The sequence below is a fragment of the Cedecea lapagei genome, assembly GCF_900635955.1.
Lineage (GTDB): Bacteria > Pseudomonadota > Gammaproteobacteria > Enterobacterales > Enterobacteriaceae > Cedecea > Cedecea lapagei.
Window position 1 is genome coordinate 1738911 of the sequence record NZ_LR134201.1, and the last position, 19131, is coordinate 1758041.

The 19131-nt window shown below is 56.0% G+C and carries 14 protein-coding genes and 2 pseudogenes; 14 read left to right on the plus strand and 2 right to left on the minus strand.

The genetic code is table 11. From position 1 onward, the window contains the following. Window positions 1–5: 5 nt before the first annotated feature. Together cheA and cheW are read left to right on the plus strand one after the other, a co-directional pair. Window positions 6–2024, plus strand: coding sequence for a chemotaxis protein CheA (gene cheA, locus EL098_RS08480; RefSeq protein WP_126358389.1), 2019 nt, complete (start codon window positions 6–8; stop codon window positions 2022–2024). Window positions 2025–2052: 28 nt separating this feature from the next. Then, a complete protein-coding gene (gene cheW, locus EL098_RS08485) occupies window positions 2053–2547 on the plus strand; it encodes a chemotaxis protein CheW (protein ID WP_016536985.1) in 495 nt (164 codons plus the stop codon). A gap of 46 nt (window positions 2548–2593) precedes the next feature. Here the strand turns inward: cheW and EL098_RS08490 are convergent, their stop codons facing one another. Further along, window positions 2594–3859, minus strand: a complete 1266-nt coding sequence (locus EL098_RS08490) for a dicarboxylate/amino acid:cation symporter (protein ID WP_126355830.1) — start codon at window positions 3857–3859, stop codon at window positions 2594–2596. Window positions 3860–4511: 652 nt separating this feature from the next. Between EL098_RS08490 and EL098_RS08495 the strand changes: the two genes are divergently transcribed. The 12 genes and pseudogenes from EL098_RS08495 (at window position 4512) to flhE (ending at window position 17823) form a co-directional block, all read left to right on the plus strand. Next, window positions 4512–5042, plus strand: a complete 531-nt coding sequence (locus tag EL098_RS08495; RefSeq protein WP_126355831.1) for a Csu type fimbrial protein — start codon at window positions 4512–4514, stop codon at window positions 5040–5042. Window positions 5043–5056: 14 nt separating this feature from the next. Further along, a complete protein-coding gene (locus EL098_RS08500) occupies window positions 5057–5770 on the plus strand; it encodes a fimbrial biogenesis chaperone (RefSeq protein WP_126355832.1) in 714 nt (237 codons plus the stop codon). Next, window positions 5742–8105, plus strand: coding sequence for a fimbria/pilus outer membrane usher protein (locus EL098_RS08505; RefSeq protein ID WP_126355833.1), 2364 nt, complete (start codon window positions 5742–5744; stop codon window positions 8103–8105). The genes EL098_RS08500 and EL098_RS08505 overlap by 29 nt, the downstream gene beginning before the upstream one ends. A gap of 35 nt (window positions 8106–8140) precedes the next feature. Continuing rightward, window positions 8141–9098, plus strand: a pseudogene (locus EL098_RS08510) (Csu type fimbrial protein). Window positions 9099–9223: 125 nt separating this feature from the next. Next, window positions 9224–10891, plus strand: coding sequence for a methyl-accepting chemotaxis protein II (gene tar / locus EL098_RS08515; RefSeq protein ID WP_126355834.1), 1668 nt, complete (start codon window positions 9224–9226; stop codon window positions 10889–10891). A 188-nt stretch (window positions 10892–11079) separates the two neighbouring features. Further along, on the plus strand, window positions 11080–11946 hold the full coding sequence (gene cheR / locus EL098_RS08520) for a protein-glutamate O-methyltransferase CheR (RefSeq protein ID WP_126355835.1): 867 nt from the start codon (window positions 11080–11082) through the stop codon (window positions 11944–11946). Next, on the plus strand, window positions 11943–12992 hold the full coding sequence (locus EL098_RS08525) for a protein-glutamate methylesterase/protein-glutamine glutaminase (RefSeq protein WP_039294605.1): 1050 nt from the start codon (window positions 11943–11945) through the stop codon (window positions 12990–12992). Before cheR ends, EL098_RS08525 begins: the two co-directional genes overlap by 4 nt. A gap of 19 nt (window positions 12993–13011) precedes the next feature. Then, the gene (gene cheY, locus EL098_RS08530; RefSeq protein WP_008453900.1) at window positions 13012–13401 is read left to right on the plus strand and encodes a chemotaxis response regulator CheY; all 390 of its coding nucleotides are present in this window, start codon (window positions 13012–13014) and stop codon (window positions 13399–13401) included. A gap of 10 nt (window positions 13402–13411) precedes the next feature. Continuing rightward, a complete protein-coding gene (cheZ, locus tag EL098_RS08535) occupies window positions 13412–14062 on the plus strand; it encodes a protein phosphatase CheZ (RefSeq protein ID WP_126355836.1) in 651 nt (216 codons plus the stop codon). 143 nt (window positions 14063–14205) lie between these two features. Then, complete coding sequence (gene flhB, locus EL098_RS08540) at window positions 14206–15357, plus strand: flagellar biosynthesis protein FlhB (RefSeq protein WP_126355837.1); 1152 nt, start codon at window positions 14206–14208, stop codon at window positions 15355–15357. After that, window positions 15350–17428, plus strand: coding sequence for a flagellar biosynthesis protein FlhA (gene flhA, locus EL098_RS08545; RefSeq protein WP_126355838.1), 2079 nt, complete (start codon window positions 15350–15352; stop codon window positions 17426–17428). The genes flhB and flhA overlap by 8 nt, the downstream gene beginning before the upstream one ends. Further along, entirely contained in the window at window positions 17428–17823 is a 396-nt protein-coding gene (gene flhE, locus EL098_RS08550) for a flagellar protein FlhE (RefSeq protein ID WP_126355839.1), read from the plus strand. Before flhA ends, flhE begins: the two co-directional genes overlap by 1 nt. Here the strand turns inward: flhE and EL098_RS08555 are convergent. Further along, window positions 17824–19078: pseudogene (locus EL098_RS08555) on the minus strand (IS3 family transposase). Window positions 19079–19131 lie beyond the last annotated feature (53 nt).

The window sequence follows — 19131 nt, forward strand, 5'->3', positions numbered from 1 at the left end:
TGAGCATGGATATTAGCGATTTTTACCAGACATTTTTTGACGAAGCCGACGAGCTGTTGGCCGATATGGAGCAGCATCTTCTGGATCTGGTCCCCGAGGCGCCTGATTCTGAACAGTTGAACGCTATTTTCCGTGCAGCCCACTCCATTAAGGGCGGTGCCGGAACGTTTGGCTTCTCCATCCTGCAGGAAACGACGCACCTGATGGAGAACCTGCTCGACGAAGCGCGGCGCGGTGAGATGCAGCTTAACACCGATATCATCAACCTGTTTTTGGAAACCAAGGATATTATGCAAGAACAGTTGGACGCTTATAAAAACTCTGAAGAGCCGGATGCCGCAAGCTTCGACTACATTTGCAAAGCGCTGCGCCAGCTGGCCCTGGAAGCGAAGGGCGAAGCCCCTTCGGCACCGGCCAAACTCTCCGTGGTAGAGACGGAGCGGCAGGCTGCTGCGGCTGGCGATAACGGCGGCAAACTGCGCGTAGTGATCGACGGGCTGAAAGAGGCCGAGCGCGATCTGATGCTTGAGGAGCTGGGTAATCTTGGCACCCTGAGCGATGTTGTGAAGGATGTGGCTTCTATTACGGCAACGCTGGAAACCAGCGTCAGCGAAGATGACATTACGGCTGTGCTTTGCTTCGTGATTGAGCCCGAGCAAATCAGCTTTGTGCCGGTTGTTGCCGCCAGCGCGCCAGCCGTCGCGGAGACAACCTCCGTCGCTGTACCAGAAGCGCCAGCGCAAACGGCCGTCGCCGTGCAAAAAGCTGGCCTGCCTGAGCCGTTAACCCCTGCGACAGGGCGCGTGGAGCGCGATAAGCCAGCGGCACGAGCATCAGAGTCGACCAGCATTCGCGTGGCGGTTGAGAAAGTGGACCAGCTGATCAACCTGGTCGGTGAGCTGGTGATCACCCAGTCAATGCTGGCCCAGCGTTCTAACGAGCTCGATCCGGTGAATCACGGCGAGCTGATCACCAGCATGGGGCAGCTGCAGCGTAACGCGCGGGATCTCCAGGAATCGGTGATGTCGATTCGCATGATGCCGATGGAGTACGTCTTCAGCCGCTTCCCGCGGCTGGTACGCGACCTTGCCGGTAAGCTGAATAAGCAGGTTGAGCTGACGCTGATGGGCAGCTCAACCGAGCTGGATAAGAGCCTGATCGAACGCATTATCGACCCGTTAACGCACCTGGTGCGTAACAGCCTCGACCACGGTATTGAGTCGCCGGAGAAACGTCGCGCAGCCGGGAAGTCAGAAGTCGGCAACCTGATCCTGTCCGCTGAGCATCAGGGCGGCAATATCTGCATTGAAGTGACCGACGACGGGGCGGGACTTAACCGCGAGCGTATTCTGGCGAAGGCGATTTCTCAGGGCATGCCGGTCAGTGAAAGTATGACCGACGATGAAGTAGGGATGCTTATCTTCGCGCCGGGCTTCTCCACCGCCGAGCAGGTCACCGACGTTTCTGGCCGCGGTGTCGGCATGGACGTTGTGAAACGTAATATCCAGGAGATGGGCGGGCACGTTGAGATTCAGTCGAAAGCCGGCTCCGGTACCACTATTCGTATTCTCCTGCCGCTGACGCTCGCCATCCTCGACGGCATGTCGGTGAAGGTGAGCGATGAAGTGTTTATCCTGCCGCTGAACGCGGTAATGGAATCCCTTCAGCCGCAGGAAGAAGATCTGCACCCGCTGGCGGGCGGCGAGCGCGTGCTGGAAGTACGCGGCGAATACCTGCCGCTGGTTGAACTGTGGAAAGTCTTTGACGTTCAGGGTGCGAAAACTGAAGCCACGCAGGGCATCGTCGTTATCCTGCAAAGCGCAGGACGCCGCTACGCGCTGCTGGTCGATCAGCTGATTGGTCAACACCAGGTGGTGGTGAAAAACCTGGAAAGCAATTACCGCAAGGTACCGGGCATTTCTGCTGCCACCATTTTGGGTGACGGCAGCGTGGCGCTGATCGTCGATGTTTCTGCGCTGCAGGGGCTAAACCGTGAACAACGTCTGGCGCTTACCGTCGCCTGATTAACCGCATAAGAAAATAGGTACGCAAATGACTGCACTAACGAATGTGACAAAATTGACTGGGGAAAATGTAGGCCAGGAGTTTCTGGTATTTACTCTCGGCGATGAAGAGTACGGTATTGATATCCTGAAGGTGCAGGAGATCCGCGGTTACGATCAGGTAACGCGTATCGCGAATACGCCTGCTTTTATCAAAGGCGTGACCAACCTGCGTGGCGTGATTGTCCCCATTATCGATCTGCGCCTGAAGTTCGAGCAGGACGGCGTGGAATATAACGACAATACCGTGGTTATCGTGCTCAACCTCGAGAAGCGCGTAGTCGGGATTGTGGTAGACGGCGTGTCTGACGTGCTGTCGCTGACCGCCGACCAGATTCGTCCAGCTCCTGAGTTTGCCGTCACGCTGTCTACCGAGTACCTGACAGGCCTCGGCGCGCTGGGTGAACGTATGCTGATTCTGGTGAACATCGAGAAGCTGCTGAACAGCGAAGAGATGGAGCTGCTGGATTCTGCGGTGGCTTAATTGCGTAGATAACAGGAAAGGGGCTACCCGCAGGTAGCCCCTTTTTTTATGCCTTAACTTCTTCCACCGTTACGGTGTCGGTCTCTTCCAGCATCCCTTCATTTTTGGACAGCATCGCCGTTGCCACGCCGTTGCCCAGCACGTTGATGGCCGAGCGGCCCATATCCAGGAAGTGGTCGATGCCCATCAGCAGCAGGATACCCGCCACCGGAATATTGAAGCTTGGAATAGTCGCCGCCAGCACCACCAGCGCGGAGCGCGGTACCCCGGCAATCCCTTTCGACGCCAGCATCAGCGTAAGCATCAGCACGGCAATTTCGGAGAAGGAGAGGTGAACGTTGTAGGCCTGAGCAATAAACATGGATGCAAAGGAGCAGTAGACCATCGAGCCCACGAGGTTAAAGGAGTAACCGATAGGCAGCACAAACGAGGCGATATTGCGCGAGCAGCCAAAGCGGGTTAGCTGATCCAGCGTTTTCGGGTAGGCGGCTTCGGAGGAGCTGGTGGTAAAGGCAACCAGAACCGGATCTTTCAGCATCGCCAGCAGGCGGAAAACATCGCGCTTCAGTACCATGTAGCCGACGCTAATCAGCACCACACAGGTCAGCACGATAGCCACATAGTAGCCGCCGATAAACGAAGCGTAGTTCAGCAGAATGCCCAGGCCCTGGGTCGCAATCACCGAAGAGATAGCGGCGAAGATCGCCAGCGGCGCAACGTACATTACGTAACCGGTGACTTTCAGCATAATGTGGGAAACCACATCCAGCGCGCCCACCAGCGGCGCGTTAAACTTCTCACCCAAAGAGGCCCCTGCGATACCGAAGAACATAGAGAAGACCACAATCTGCAGGATCTCGTTGTCCGACATCGCACCAGCAATGCTGGTTGGAATGGTGTGGGAGATAAACGCCTTCAGCGTCATGCCGCTTACCGCGAGGCCGGTCTGCACGGTTTCCGCCGGGACCTGCAGGTTCATGCCCGCACCCGGATGTTCGAGAGTGACGATAAACAGGCCGACCAGAATAGACAGCACGGAAGAGGAGACGAACCAGACCATCGCTTTCCCGCCCACGCGGCCAATGGTGGAGGTCTCACCCAGCTTCATGATCCCCACCGTCAGGGTACTGAAGACCAACGGTGCAATCACCATCTTAATCAGTCTCAGAAAGATATCGGTGAACAGCGTGATGTTATCGGCATAGCTTTTGATGACCTCGGCCGCGGCGTATTCGTGGATGGCCGCACCGGTAAAGATCCCCGCTATCATGAACAGAATGATGAATAGCGTGAGTTTGTTTGAACTTGCCACTGACTTGGTAACCCCGTAGTTGACTGTAGTTAATGTGTGTTTTTTTGTAACTTACTGACCCCTATATAATTATTATCACCGGGCCGTAAATAGTCGGAGCATAACTTGAATCAAACGGCGCCGATATACAACTCTTTTTTATAAATTCTGTAAATTGTTAATTAAGCAGCACTTAATCATTATTTGTGATGAATATCACAATTTGACGGATATATTCTTTTCACTTTTCATAACGGGGGGTGAGTGAGTAGTTAAATTGTTGTTTTTATTGAGAATATCTTGCCTGTGCGCCGTTTTATTGAATTTGAGTTCACGGTTGGTTATTTCCGGATCTCTAAACTAAATTTCAACTAAGTGATGACGTAACATACTGATTTTTTTCTGACCTGTGGGCTCTGCATGGCGAAAGAAAAAGCTCATTTTCTGGTTATAAACTGAACGTTCGGGCAGGGAAGACTCCGTAATGAAGAGGGAAGTTTAGTTGGCGATATTTTATCGGCAGCTATCAGGTTTTTTTGACGATTATATTAACGACGAATTATGGGATTTATTGCCTGTATAAAAGTGAACACAGACTGACGTTAAGTCATCCCCTACCGCTTCGTTGCAAATTGACGAAGCATGATTGAGTCATTTGAATAAGGTTAAGGATATGAATTCAGCCACTGCAGCACGCTTAATTCTTTCTTGTACTGCGTTTGCGATTATTCCATCGGCTAATGCGGCGGTGGCAAACGGTACGTTTCAGGTTTTGATTACTATTCAAAAGTCCTGCGCGGTGACCGCCGGCAGCGGCTCGAATATTAACCTGGGGACGGTCAACGCCAGTGCAGTAAATACCTCACAAAGCAATACCTTCACCGTTAACTGTTCGAAGACGACGCCTTATTTTATCGGCCTCGCGCCATCGGCGGCGAACGGAGGCACCACCACTGGATCGGGGGCAATGTCATCCGTGGCTAACTCCGCCACCAACACCGATAAAGTCCCTTATCAGTTGAACCAGACCTCCGCTACCGGACCTGTCTGGGGCAACACCGCGACGACAACCACGGTAGGTAACGGCGTGGCGGGGACCGGGACCGGGGCCGCGCAAACTTATACCGTCTATGCGACGGCGGCAAGCGCCAACTTCACGCCCGATAGCTACGCGGATACGGTCACCGTCAACGTTAACTACTGATTTCAGGACAGCGGATGAAATTGAAATTAGGTGGGCGTTTTGCCTGCGCGGGCCTGCTATTGGCGCTGGGCGGAGAGGCGTTAGCCGGTGGCCTGCAAATATCACCGGTTAATCTGACCTTAAGGGCAGCACAAAACGCAGACGGTATCTGGTTGAGCAATGAAGGTGACGCGCCGCTCAACGCTCAGGTGCGCGTTTTTAACTGGCAGCAGGATGGCTATGCCGACAAGCTGTCGGCGTCTCAGGGGCTGGTGATCAGCCCGCCGGTTGTGACGCTGCCAGCGGGAGAGCGTCAGCTTATTCGTGTGATCCGCACGGGACCTCCTCCCAGCCAGGCTGAACAGGCGTACCGCTTGTTTATCGATGAGCTACCCCAGACTCGTCCGCAGCGAAATAAAATTCAATATGTGATGCGCTATTCAGTTCCGGTATTTCTGCTGCCCGCCGGGGAGGGGGAAAACTCGGTGAAGCTGAAATGGTCATTAATTAAGATCGACGGCAAAACATTTGTTGATGTGCGTAATCAGGGAAACAGTCATGCTCAGCTTTCAGCCATGACGTTTATTTCTGCTAATGGTGCGCGAAAAACGATTACGCCGGGTCTTTTGGGTTATGTTCTTCCAGGTTCAACTATGCGGTGGATAATATCATCGTCTGCCGGTGATGCTTACCCTAGTGGAAAAGTTGAAGTCACTATCAATGGTCAAAAAACAGAACAAGATCTATGACTGGCCATATTCTCTGGTAAAAATTATTTTGCTTAATGGTTTATTTTTCTCAGGCACGACGGCAGCACAGAATACTAATAATGACTTACCTCAGAATGCGGTCACTAATGGGACAACCCAGCCTGTAGGCGTTGATTTATATCTCGACACGACGGTAAACGGTAATTCCGTGGGCCTGGTTCACCTTGGCTATGCCGAAGGAAAACTTTACGCCGATGCTATGGCCCTCCGTCAGTTGGGCATTCGTCTGCCGGAAAAGGCGCAGCCGCCTTTTTACCTGAATGACCTTCCGCAGGTGTCGGTTGACTATAACGTGCAGCAGCAAACGCTGGCGCTGACCGCGCCGTTGAGCCTGCTGGATCTGAAAACCACCCAGCTTAATCAGTCTGATATCTCCGCGCCGACAGCCGCCAATGCCTTTGGCGCGCTGCTGAACTACGACCTCTATGCCGACGGAGGGAAAGAAAGCAACTTCAACTCATTCAGTGAGTTCCGTGTGTTTAGCTCGGCGGGGGTGCTCAGTTCCACCCAGTTGACCCGCTACTCCACGGAGCAGAACAATGGTTCGTCCTTCAGCCGCCTGGATACCAGCTGGCGCACTTCGTTTCCCGAACAAATGGTGGCGGTTAGCCTCGGCGACACGCTGACCAGTTCTCTCGCCTGGTCCCGGCAGACTCGCATCGCCGGGATAAAAGTCGGCACTGATTTTGGCCTCAAGCCCTATATGCCAACGACGCCGCTGCCCGCCTTTCTCGGTTCGGCCACGCTACCCTCAAGCGTTGAGCTGTATGTCAACGGGGTCAAATATTACAACGGCGAAGTGCCGGCGGGCAGTTTCCAGTTGAATACTCTGCCAAACATCACCGGAGCAGGGAATGCTCAGGTAATGATGACGGATGCGCTGGGCAGAACCAGCGTACAGAACTTCTCTTTTTATAACGATCAGCTTTTACTGCGAGAGGGATTGACGGACTGGTCTCTCGAGCTGGGCGTGGTCAGAAAGAACTACGGCTACTCCTCTTTTGACTACGGTAGCGAACCCGCGCTGAGCGGTACATGGCGCCGTGGATTTAGCAACAGCCTGACCGCCGGCGGCCATTTTGAAGCCAGCAACAGCCTGGTAAATGGCGGAATAAGCAGCGACTGGATCCCCGGAAGTCAGGCGGGAACAATTTCTACAGCGCTGGCCGCCAGCGCTGACGCAGGGGAGAACGGCTATCTGTACGGGCTGGGCTATCGCTGGTCCGGCGGGCGCTTCAACTTTAGCTCCAGCGCCACGGCCACTTCAGGGGATTATCACGATGTCGCAACACGTTATGGCGCGCCTCCGCCTACCTTCAGCGGCAGTGCGGTGTTGGGGTATAACTTTGGCCAGGGCGGGAATCTTAGCCTCAGCTACCTGCAGTTTCGCTATCCGGATCAAAGCGCTGTCCGTTACGCCAACGCCAGCTGGTTTAAATCGATTACTGAAAGCATCTCCCTCAGCGCCAGCTTTAATCAGAACGTGGATAACACCCGCGACCGGAGTGTTTATCTGATGATGACCGTAAGTACACAAAATAACCTTACCGCCAGCGCAACGGTGCAGCGTACCGGCGACAAGATGGGTTATCAGCTTAATGCCAGCCAGGCACCGCCGTCTGAAGGCGGCGTCGGCTGGAACGTGGCCGGCAGCCAGCAGAGTTCGCAGCAAAGCGGTCAGGGCGAAGTGGGTTACCTGGGGCGTTATGGCCGCGTCTATACCGGCTTCCGCAGCATTCCTGATAACCACTACGGTTATGCGGGCGCAACGGGTTCGCTGGTGATGATGGGCGGCGGGGTATTTGCCGCCCGGGAGATCAACAACGGTTTTGCCGTGGTATCTACCGACGGTATACCTGACGTGCCGGTCAAGCTGCAAAATAACCTTGTAGGCAACAGCGACAGCAGCGGCCTGCTGCTGGTGACGCCGCTAAACAGCTATCAAAACAACCTGATAAGCATCGATCCGATGAATCTCCCGGCCAATATGCGGATCCGCAACGTTAGCCTTAACGCCACGCCGGCAGATCGCTCCGGCACGCTGGTGAATTTTGAGATCAAGCCGGTTCGGGCGGCGCAGGTGCTGCTGGTGGATGTCAGAGGTAAAGCAATCGTCGAGGGAAGTCCCGTCAGATCGCTGGCGGGAAGCGGGCAGGAGACCGTCGTCGGATTTGATGGTATGGCCTACTTTGACGCGCTTGAGCTGCATAATCAGCTTCGGGTGACAACGGAAAACGGCAGTTGCCTCGCCGAGTTTGACTACCCTGAAAACCAAAAGAGCATACCGAATATCGGACCCATAGTATGCCGCTAGCCGGGCTGCGGCTTTTTGAGACAGGAGTTATCCGCGTGAGTCTAAAAAAATGGTTGCTGCTGGCGGTGCTGTTGCTGTCTCCGGGCGTAAGCCACGCCGTGGTTTGTTCAGTGAGTAACGTTCAGACGGTTAATTTTGGCACCGTCAACCCGCTGGCGACAGGCACGCCCAATACGTCGATGACCTTTGATTACAGCTGTTCCAAACAATTAGGCGATCTGCTGGCAGGGGTGACGCTCTGCTTTAATATTGACGGGACGGGGGGTAGGAAACCACAAAATGTCTTTTGCCGGGCCGCCGGCCAGCACGCTGCCCTATGAGCTTTATCAGGGGACCGTAAGCGGAGGGGCCTGGGGGAGCCAGTTCCAGTCTGGAACCACCTATCCGGTGGTGCAGTTAAACTTGCTAAACCTGACGCCCGTCACCGGAAGCCTGACGGTCTATGCGCAAATGACGCTTCCGCAAATCGCCGCTGCGCCGGGGAACTATCAGGATATTTATACCAGCGGCATGACAACGGTAACGCTCAATACCGGCCTGCTTGCACCGCCCACCAGTTGCGGAACCGGCGTGGCGGCAAACTTTCCCTTTACGGTCTCTGCGGTCGTCAGCAAGCAGTGCAACGTCAGCTACGCTAACAACGTTAGCTTCGGGCCGCAGTCAGCTATGCAAAGCAATCTGGCGTCGAATAACACGATCGGTATTGCCTGTACCAACGGTACGCTTTACACCGTGGGCCTGACGCCATCGAACGGCAACACGGGCGGCACCGGGGCGTTAAAAGGGACTGGCGCTAATACCGATCAGGTGCCATATCAGCTAAGGCAGGCGGCGGGAACTTCGGGCGCCGTCTGGGGAAATACCGCGCAGAACATGCCGTCCAGTACCGGTAACGGGTCTACGCAGCAGTTCCCGGTTTATGTCACCATTCCCAGCACCAACTACACGCCGGACGACTATGCCGATACGGTGACGATTACCGTAACCTATTGATCGGCGCCGCACCCTGCCACTCACCGGTTGCCAGAGCGCAACCGGTTAATTTCCCTGTGACTTAACGTAAAGTTCCCGCTCCTCGTGCCGATAACCTCGGGAACAAGTCGTTAAAAGGGCGTCCTATGTTAAAGCGTATTCGCGTTGTCACTGTGCTAATGATGGTGTTGGTAGTGTTCGCGCTGCTGCAAATCATTTCCGGTGGAATGTTCTTTAATTCTTTAAAAAACAATAATGACAATTTCAAGACTTCCCGTGAATTAAGGGTTCAGCAGGCTGAGTTAAATCAGGCCTGGATCCTTATGCTCCACACGCGTATTAACCTTAGCCGCTCTGCAGCGCGGATGATGATGGATCCGGCAAACAGCCAGAGCGCCGCGAAGACCGATCTGTTGAACAACGCGAAGAAATCCCTCGTCAGCGCGGAACAGCACTATAACAGCTTCAAGCAGGTCGCCCCGATTTCTGAAGAAATGCACGCCGTGGTGAAAGATATCGACGGCGACTACCAGGCCTATCATCAGGCGCTGGCGGAGCTTATTGGCTATCTCGAAAGCGGCAATATGGACGCCTACTTTGGTCAGCCAACTCAGGGCATGCAAAATGCGCTTGAAAAAGCCTACAACCACTACCAGGCGCTGAACGATCGCATGTATGAAGACTCCTGGGTCGAAAGTCGCGCAGGCTATACCCAGGCCATCTGGCAGCTGGGTATTTTAGCCCTGGCCCTGGCGGCGGTCATTCTGCTGGTCTGGCTCGGTATGCGCCGGATCCTGCTCAGGCCGCTTAACGTCGTGATAGACCATATTCGTGAAATCGCCGCCGGTAACCTGACGGAAAAAATTACCGTTGAGGGCAAAAACGAGCTTACCCAGCTTGCCTCAAGCGTGCAGCACATGCAGCAGGAACTGATTACCACAGTCAGCAGCGTACGCGCAGGATCGGATGCTATCTACAGCGGAACCACTGAGATTGCAGCGGGCAACAACGATCTCTCTTCCCGCACCGAACAACAGGCGGCGTCGCTTGAAGAAACCGCCGCCAGCATGGAGCAGTTAACCGCCACCGTTAAGCAAAACGCCGAGAACGCCCGTCAGGCATCTCAGCTCGCGCTTAACGCCTCCGAAACCGCACAGCGCGGTGGCAAGGTCGTGGACGGCGTGGTGAAAACCATGCACGACATCGCCGGCTCCTCGAAAAAAATTGCTGACATTATCAGCGTCATCGACGGCATCGCTTTTCAGACCAACATCCTGGCGCTGAACGCTGCGGTCGAAGCCGCTCGTGCGGGCGAGCAGGGGCGTGGTTTTGCGGTGGTTGCCGGTGAAGTACGAAATTTAGCCAGTCGCAGTGCCCAGGCGGCGAAAGAAATTAAGTCATTGATTGAAGACTCTGTGTCACGCGTGGACACCGGCTCCGTTCTGGTCGAAAGCGCCGGAGAAACCATGAGCGACATCGTCAACGCCGTTACGCGGGTCACTGACATCATGGGGGAAATCGCCTCGGCTTCAGATGAGCAAAGCAGAGGGATAGACCAGGTCGCGCTGGCCGTTTCTGAGATGGACAGAGTGACGCAGCAGAATGCCTCCCTGGTGGAAGAGTCTGCCGCCGCGGCCGCCGCGCTGGAGGAGCAGGCAAGCCGCCTGACTCAGTCGGTGGCGACGTTCCGTTTGCAAGGGAAGGCGGGCAGTAAAAAACCTGCTGCGGCCGAGCCAGTGGCGCAAAGCTCTGCGGTTCACACCCCGCGTACACCGGCCAGAGCCGGTGATGACGATAACTGGGAAACTTTCTGATCTGAAGCATCCCGACCACACTGTTGCTGGTGTTGATTGTCTACGGCGTGCGTCAGGGGGCGAGGCTTAATATCTCTCCGGAGTGGTTGCGGTGTTTATCCTGCACGGCAGTGAACTACCGCATGCGGGCGGCGAACTTTTGCCCTCCGGACTATTGGCAATATCGTGATTGTAATTAAGAAGGCGCTATGACATCACCGACGCCCACCGGGCAACAGTCATTAATGTTACAGATGACACAGCGTCTGCCGCTATCCGACACGCATTTCCGCCGGATATGTCAGTTGATCTATCAGCGTGCGGGCATTGTGCTGGCGGACCACAAACGTGACATGGTTTATAACCGTCTGGTCCGCCGCCTGCGTTTGCTGGGGCTGGATGATTTTGGACGTTATTTGGGCATGCTGGAGGCGAATTCCAGCAGCGCTGAGTGGCAGGCTTTTATTAACTCGCTGACCACCAATCTGACCGCTTTTTTCCGTGAAGGACACCATTTCCCAATCCTTGCGGAGCACGCGCGTAAGCGCTCGGGAGACTATAAAGTCTGGAGCGCCGCGGCTTCGACAGGCGAAGAGCCTTACTCCATTGCCATTACGCTTGCCGATGTGCTCGGCGGTGGGTCAGGGCGGTGGAAAGTTTTTGCCAGCGACATAGACACCCAGGTGCTGGAGAAAGCGCGAAGCGGCGTCTACCGCCAGGAGGAGCTTAAAACGCTGTCACCGGTGCAGATGCAGCGCTATTTCATGCGCGGTACGGGGCCCCATGAAGGCCTGGTAAGGGTTCGCAGCGAACTGGCTAACCACGTGGAGTTTGCGCCGATCAACCTGCTGGAGAAACAGGCGCCGGTGCCGGGTCCCTTCGATGCTATTTTTTGCCGCAATGTGATGATTTATTTCGATAAACCAACGCAACAGGCCATCCTGCAGCGCTTTGTTCCGCTGTTGAAACCCGGCGGGCTGCTGTTTGCCGGGCATTCGGAGAACTTCAGTAACCTCAGCCGCGACTTCTGGCTGCGTGGCCAGACGGTTTATGGACTGAGTAAGGAAAGAACATGACGAAAATACGTGTCTTATCGGTCGATGACTCTGCACTGATGCGGCAGATAATGACGGAAATTATCAACAGTCATAGCGATATGGAAATGGTTGCTACCGCCCCGGACCCTCTGGTGGCGCGCGATCTGATTAAAAAGTTCAATCCGGATGTGTTAACGCTGGACGTCGAAATGCCCCGCATGGACGGCCTCGACTTCCTTGAAAAGCTGATGCGCCTGCGGCCAATGCCGGTGGTGATGGTCTCTTCGCTCACCGGGAAAGGGTCCGAAGTGACGCTGCGGGCGCTGGAGCTGGGCGCCATCGATTTTGTGACCAAGCCGCAGCTCGGCATTCGTGAAGGCATGCTGGCCTACAGCGAAATGATTGCCGAGAAGGTGCGCACCGCCGCCAGAGCGAAGATTGCCGCACATGCGCCAGCCGCGGTGCCCGCGACGTTGAAGGCTGGGCCGCTGCTGAGTTCGGAGAAACTGATTGCGATTGGCGCCTCAACCGGCGGCACCGAGGCGATTCGTCACGTGCTGCAGCCGCTGCCGCTTTCAAGCCCGGCGCTGCTGATCACCCAGCATATGCCGCCCGGCTTTACCCGTTCCTTCGCCGAGCGGCTGAACAAGCTCTGTCAGATCAGCGTGAAGGAGGCGGAAGACGGCGAGCGCGTGCTGCCGGGCCACGCCTATATCGCCCCTGGCGATAAACATATGGAGCTGGCGCGCAGCGGGGCGAACTATCAAATCAAATTACATGACGGCCCTCCCGTGAACCGGCATCGCCCGGCCGTGGATGTGCTGTTCCATTCGGTGGCGAAACACGCGGGGCGTAACGCCGTGGGCGTGATCCTCACCGGGATGGGTAATGACGGTGCCGCCGGGATGCTGGCGATGCACCAGGCAGGGGCGTGGACCATCGCCCAAAACGAAGCAAGTTGTGTGGTGTTCGGCATGCCGCGTGAGGCCATCAATTCCGGTGGCGTCAGCGAAGTGGTCGATTTAAGCCAGGTTAGCCAGCAGATGCTGGCGAAAATTAGTGCCGGACAGGCAATACGTATTTAACTGAAGGAGCCCGGATTTTATGGCGGACAAAGAACTTAAGTTTCTGGTCGTAGACGACTTTTCAACCATGCGCCGCATCGTGCGTAACCTGCTTAAAGAGCTGGGTTTTAATAACGTTGAAGAGGCTGAAGACGGCGTAGATGCGCTGAACAAACTGCAGGCAGGCGGTTTTGGTTTTGTGATTTCTGACTGGAACATGCCAAACATGGACGGCCTGGAGCTGCTGAAAACCATTCGTGCCGATGGCGCGATGTCAGCGATGCCGGTGCTGATGGTGACGGCGGAAGCCAAAAAAGAGAACATCATTGCGGCCGCACAGGCAGGGGCGAGCGGCTACGTCGTGAAGCCATTCACCGCGGCGACGCTGGAAGAGAAACTGGGCAAAATTTTCGAAAAGCTCGGCATGTAAGGAGGCGCAAATGCACTCATCAACAAACCCGGCAACAGAGATACACGAGCATTCACCGACCGATATCATCGCGCGTATCGGCAGCCTGACCCGCATGCTGCGCGACAGCCTGCGTGAACTGGGGCTTGACCAGGCGATTGCCGAAGCGGCCGAAGCGATTCCTGACGCCCGCGATCGCCTGGATTATGTCGTGCAGATGACTGCCCAGGCCGCGGAGCGCGCCCTGAACTGCGTGGAGCTGTCCCAGCCTCACCAGAACCAGCTGGAAAGCGAGGCCAAAGCGCTGAGCGGCCGCTGGGATGCATGGTTTGAAAATCCTATCGAGCTGAAAGATGCGCGTGAGCTGGTCACCGATACCCGTAGCTATCTGTCAGGCGTACCGGAGCACACCAGCTTCACCAACGCCCAGCTGCTGGAGATCATGATGGCGCAGGATTTCCAGGACCTTACGGGCCAGGTTATTAAGCGCATGATGGACGTTATCCAGGAGATTGAACGCCAGCTGTTGATGGTGCTGCTGGAAAACATGCCGGACCCGGACGCTCGCGCAAAACGCGTCAACGAAAGCCTGCTCAACGGCCCGCAGCTTGACGCTACCGCCGCCGGCGTAGTGGCAAGCCAGGACCAGGTTGACGACTTGCTCGACAGCTTGGGGTTCTGATACCGGCGTCGCCTCTCCTGCGTGCGCGGGGGAGGCGGCTTCTTAACGCCAAAATAAACGTACAAAAACGTTTGTAATTCCTCTATTAGCCCAACCGTGCTCTGGCATGCTGTCCCTGAAATTGCGGCCACGAGATTGTTGCGGTGTCTGAAGATAGCGATCAGGAAAAAACAGAAGCCCCCACGGCCCACCGACTTGAAAAGGCTCGTGAAGAGGGGCAAATCCCGCGTTCCCGAGAACTGACTTCCCTGCTGATGCTGCTGGTGGGGTTGTGCATTATCTGGATGGGCGGCGCATCGCTTGGCAAGATGCTGGGCGCGATGCTCTCTGATGGCCTGCACTTTGACCATAAAATCATCAACGATCCCAGCCTTATCGTGAACCAGATTAGCCACCTGATAAAGCTTGCCGTGACGGCGCTGCTGCCGCTTATTTCGGGGCTGGTTATTGTGGCGATAGCCGCGCCGATGCTGCTGGGCGGCGTAAATTTCAGCGCGAAATCCATTCAGTTCAATCTCGGCAAATTAAACCCCATCGCCGGGATTAAGCGGATGTTTTCCATGCAGACGGCGGCGGAGCTGCTTAAGGCTTTGCTGAAAGCGATTCTGGTGGGCTGCGTTGCCGCCTGGTATCTGTGGCACAACTGGCCGGCGATGATGCGGCTGATGAGTGAATCCCCGGTCACCGCGCTGGCAAACGCGCTTAATATGGTGGCGCTATGTGCCCTGCTGGTTATCCTGGGGCTTATCCCGATGGTGGGATTTGACGTCTTCTTCCAGATTTACAGCCACATTAAAAAGTTACGCATGACCCGCCAGGATATTCGTGACGAGTACAAACAGAACGAGGGCGACCCGCATATTAAAGGGCGTATTCGTCAGCAGCAGCGGGCGATAGCCCGTCGTCGTATGATGGCCGATGTGCCGAAAGCCGACGTTATTGTGACGAACCCGACCCACTATGCGGTGGCCCTGCAGTACGACGAAAATAAGATGAGCGCGCCGAAGGTGTTGGCCAAAGGGGCCGGGCTGGTCGCTCAGCGCATTAAAGAAATTGGTAATGAAAACCGCATTCCGATGCTGGAGGCCCCGCCGCTTGCGCGTGCGCTTTACCGCCATGCGGAAATTGGGCAGCAGATCCCCGGTCAGCTTTATTCCGCGGTGGCGGAAGTGCTGGCCTGGGTCTGGCAGCTGCGCCGCTGGCGCGTGGCCGGCGGCTTAATTCCGAAGAAACCTGATAATCTTCCGGTGCCTGAGGCGCTGGACTTTGCAAACGAGAAGGACTCCGATGGCTAATCTGGCTGCGATGTTGCGCCTGCCGGGCAACATGAAATCAGGGCAATGGCAAATTCTTGCCGGCCCGGTACTGATCCTGCTGATTCTGTCGATGATGGTGCTGCCGCTGCCGCCTTTTGTCCTCGATCTGCTGTTCACCTTTAACATCGCGCTGTCGATTATGGTGCTGCTGGTGGCGATGTTCACCCAGCGCACGCTCGACTTCGCGGCGTTTCCGACCATTCTGCTGTTCACCACCTTACTTCGCCTGGCGCTGAACGTGGCCTCAACCCGCATCATCCTGCTCGAAGGCCATACCGGCGCGGCGGCAGCGGGTAAAGTGGTTGAGGCCTTTGGCCACTTCCTGGTTGGCGGTAACTTCGCCATCGGTATCGTGGTGTTTATCATCCTCGTTATCATCAACTTTATGGTTATCACCAAGGGTGCGGGGCGTATCGCCGAAGTCGGCGCGCGTTTTGTGCTGGACGGGATGCCGGGTAAACAGATGGCCATTGATGCCGACCTGAACGCCGGGATCATTGGTGAAGAGGAGGCGAAAAAACGCCGCTCGGAAGTGACCCAGGAAGCTGACTTCTACGGTTCAATGGACGGTGCGAGTAAGTTCGTGCGCGGCGATGCCGTGGCGGGGCTTATCATCATGGTGATTAACGTCGTTGGCGGCCTGATGGTCGGCGTGATCCAGCACGATATGGCGATGGGCGCGGCGGCACAAAGCTATACGCTGCTGACCATCGGTGACGGCCTTGTGGCTCAGATCCCTGCGCTGGTTATCTCCACGGCGGCGGGCGTTATCGTGACGCGTGTGGCAACCGACCAGGACGTCGGCGAGCAGATGGTCACCCAGCTGTTTAATAACCCACGCGTGATGCTGTTAGCCGCTGGCGTACTGGGTCTGCTCGGCATGGTGCCGGGGATGCCGAACTTTGTTTTCCTGCTGTTTACCGCCGCGTTACTGGGCCTGGCCTGGTGGATGCGTGGCCGCCAGATGGCCGCGCCGGAAGCGCCTCAGCCGGTGAAAATGCCGGAAAATACGCAGGCGGTGGAAGCGACCTGGAATGACGTTCAGCTGGAAGATCCGCTCGGGATGGAGGTGGGCTATCGCCTGATCCCGATGGTTGATTTCCAGCAGGATGGAGAACTGCTCGGGCGTATTCGCAGTATCCGTAAGAAATTCGCTCAGGAGATGGGGTTCCTGCCGCCGGTGGTGCATATTCGCGACAATATGGACCTGCCGCCGGCGCGCTATCGTATTCTGATGAAGGGCGTTGAAATCGGTAGCGGGGATGCCTACCCTGGCCGCTGGCTGGCCATCAACCCCGGCACCGCCGCCGGCACGCTGCCGGGCGAGGCGACTATCGACCCGGCCTTTGGCCTGGCCGCTATCTGGATTGAGAGCGCGCTGAAAGAGCAGGCGCAGATTCAGGGCTTCACCGTAGTCGAAGCCAGTACCGTGGTGGCGACGCATCTCAACCATCTCATCGGGCAGTTTGCGCCGGAGCTGTTTGGCCGCCAGGAGGCGCAGCAGCTGCTGGATCGCGTGACCCAGGAGATGCCTAAGCTGACCGAAGACCTGATCCCGGCGGTGGTGACGCTCACCACGCTGCATAAGGTGCTGCAAAACCTGCTGGAAGAAAAAGTCCCGATTCGCGACATGCGCACCATTCTGGAAACGCTGGCCGAGCACGCACCGATTCAAAGTGATGCACATGAACTCACCGCCGTCGTTCGCGTGGCGCTGGGCCGGGCAATCACTCAGCAATGGTTCCCGGGAACCGGAGAAGTCCAGGTCATCGGGCTGGATGCGGCGCTTGAGCGTCTCCTGCTGCAGGCGCTTCAGGGCGGCGGCGGTCTGGAGCCGGGTCTTGCCGACCGCCTGCTGGAGCAGTCTCAGGAAGCCCTGCAGCGCCAGGAAATGCTTGGCGCACCGCCGGTTCTGTTGGTGAACCACGCGCTGCGTCCGCTGCTGGCGCGTTTCTTACGCAGAACGCTGCCGCAGCTGGTGGTCTTGTCGAGCCTCGAGCTGTCTGATAACCGTAACATCCGTATGACGGCAACGATCGGAGCGAAATAATGAGAGCATTACTTTTGATGCTGCTGGTGCCGTTTGGCGCGCTGGCGCTGGGTGAAGGCTCATGGCAGGACAGCGGGATCGGCGTAACTCTGAGCAACCGTGGCGTGGCGGCATCTTCCCGCCCGCTGAAGCCGATGCAGCCCGTTGCCGGCAGAATGACGCTGATTGCCTGGACCTATGTGCTGGACGGCCCAACGCCCGCGGGGCTGACCGTCAAACTTTGTTCGCCCACCAACTGCACCCCGCTTGAGGGAGAAAACGGCACCACGCGAGGGCTGACCAATACCGATGCGAATCAGCCTTTACGTTTCGTCTGGGAAGTGCCGGGCGGCGGCGCAATGTATCCGCCGCTGCGGGTGCGCAGTAATCAGGTTATCGTTAACTACGTTCAGTGACTAGTCCTGATATAGGTTGACAGTTTTCTGTCTGTAAAACGCCTGATGAACATCATCGGGCGTTTTGTATTTCAGGGCCAGGTGTGGCCGCTCATGGTTATAGATTGCCACGGATTCTTTTACCATTTCCCGGGCCTGAGCCAGGTCTGCAGGGCGCGAGAGTAAAAATTCATTTTTCAGGATCCCGTTTACCCGCTCAGCCAGCGCATTCTGGTAGCAGTCATAACCATCGGTCATTGAACAGGTTATTCCATTTCTTTCATGAACTGACTGGTAAAGTACCGAACAGTATTGCAGTCCTCTGTCAGAGTGATGTACCAGCGGACCTGTCGTTTTTCTCCGCCTCAGAGCCTGTATGAATGCTTTTACCACGTTTTCTGTCTGCAGGTTTTCCCCGACATGGTAACCCACGATTTTCTGGAGCAGGCATCCGTGACCAGACTCAGATAAGCCGTGCCGCTGCGCAGCGGAAGATAAGTTATATCAGCGACCCAGACCTGCTCTGGCTCAAGGGCGGTGACCTGTTCAGGGCCGGGTTTCAGCAGATTAGGATGCCGGTAAAAGCGATGATGGCTGTTGGTGGTTTTGTGATATGCCCGTTTCACTGGCACCAGAAGCCGGTATTCATCCATCAGGTTAAACAGACGGTCTCGTCCAATATTCAGCCTTTTATCGGCCTGAGTGTTCAGCAGATAGTGCAGTTTACGCGTACCGATTCGCGGCTGACGGCACCTGACGCAGGCAACAAAATCAAGAACCTGAGCATGATGTTCCTGCCGTTTTCTGCGCCTTGTGTTGTCCTGATACCATGCCTGTCTGCTGTGCCCCAGGAACTGGCATACGCGTGTAACGGTTATTTTTGGGGCCGGACTTTGCGCGAGGACTTGCCGGGCCGCTTTTTTACGACACTCACCCCGTAATCATTTTTCAGGACATTGATAACCGACTCAAAAAACTCAGCTTTCTGGTTTGCCAGCTCAAGCTGTTCTTCAAGTTCCCTGATTCTTTGCTCGGGTGTAAGTGGGACAGTCGTCTGAGCCACAGGCAGTTTCCTCCTCACCAGGTCAGGAAGTCCGGGGCTCCAGTCAAGCCTGCCATATTTACGCAGCCAGACAAGAACGGTGGAGCGCCCCTGAATACCATACCGCTGCTGGGCCTGCTTGTAGGTCATCTCGCCTTTTTCAACCTGATCAACAACAGCTATTTTAAAGGATAGAGGATAATCGCGTTGGGTGCGTTTGAACTCAGTCATCATCACGTTCTCCAGATTTCAGTCAGGAACGTGTCAACGCTATTCAGGACGGGTCA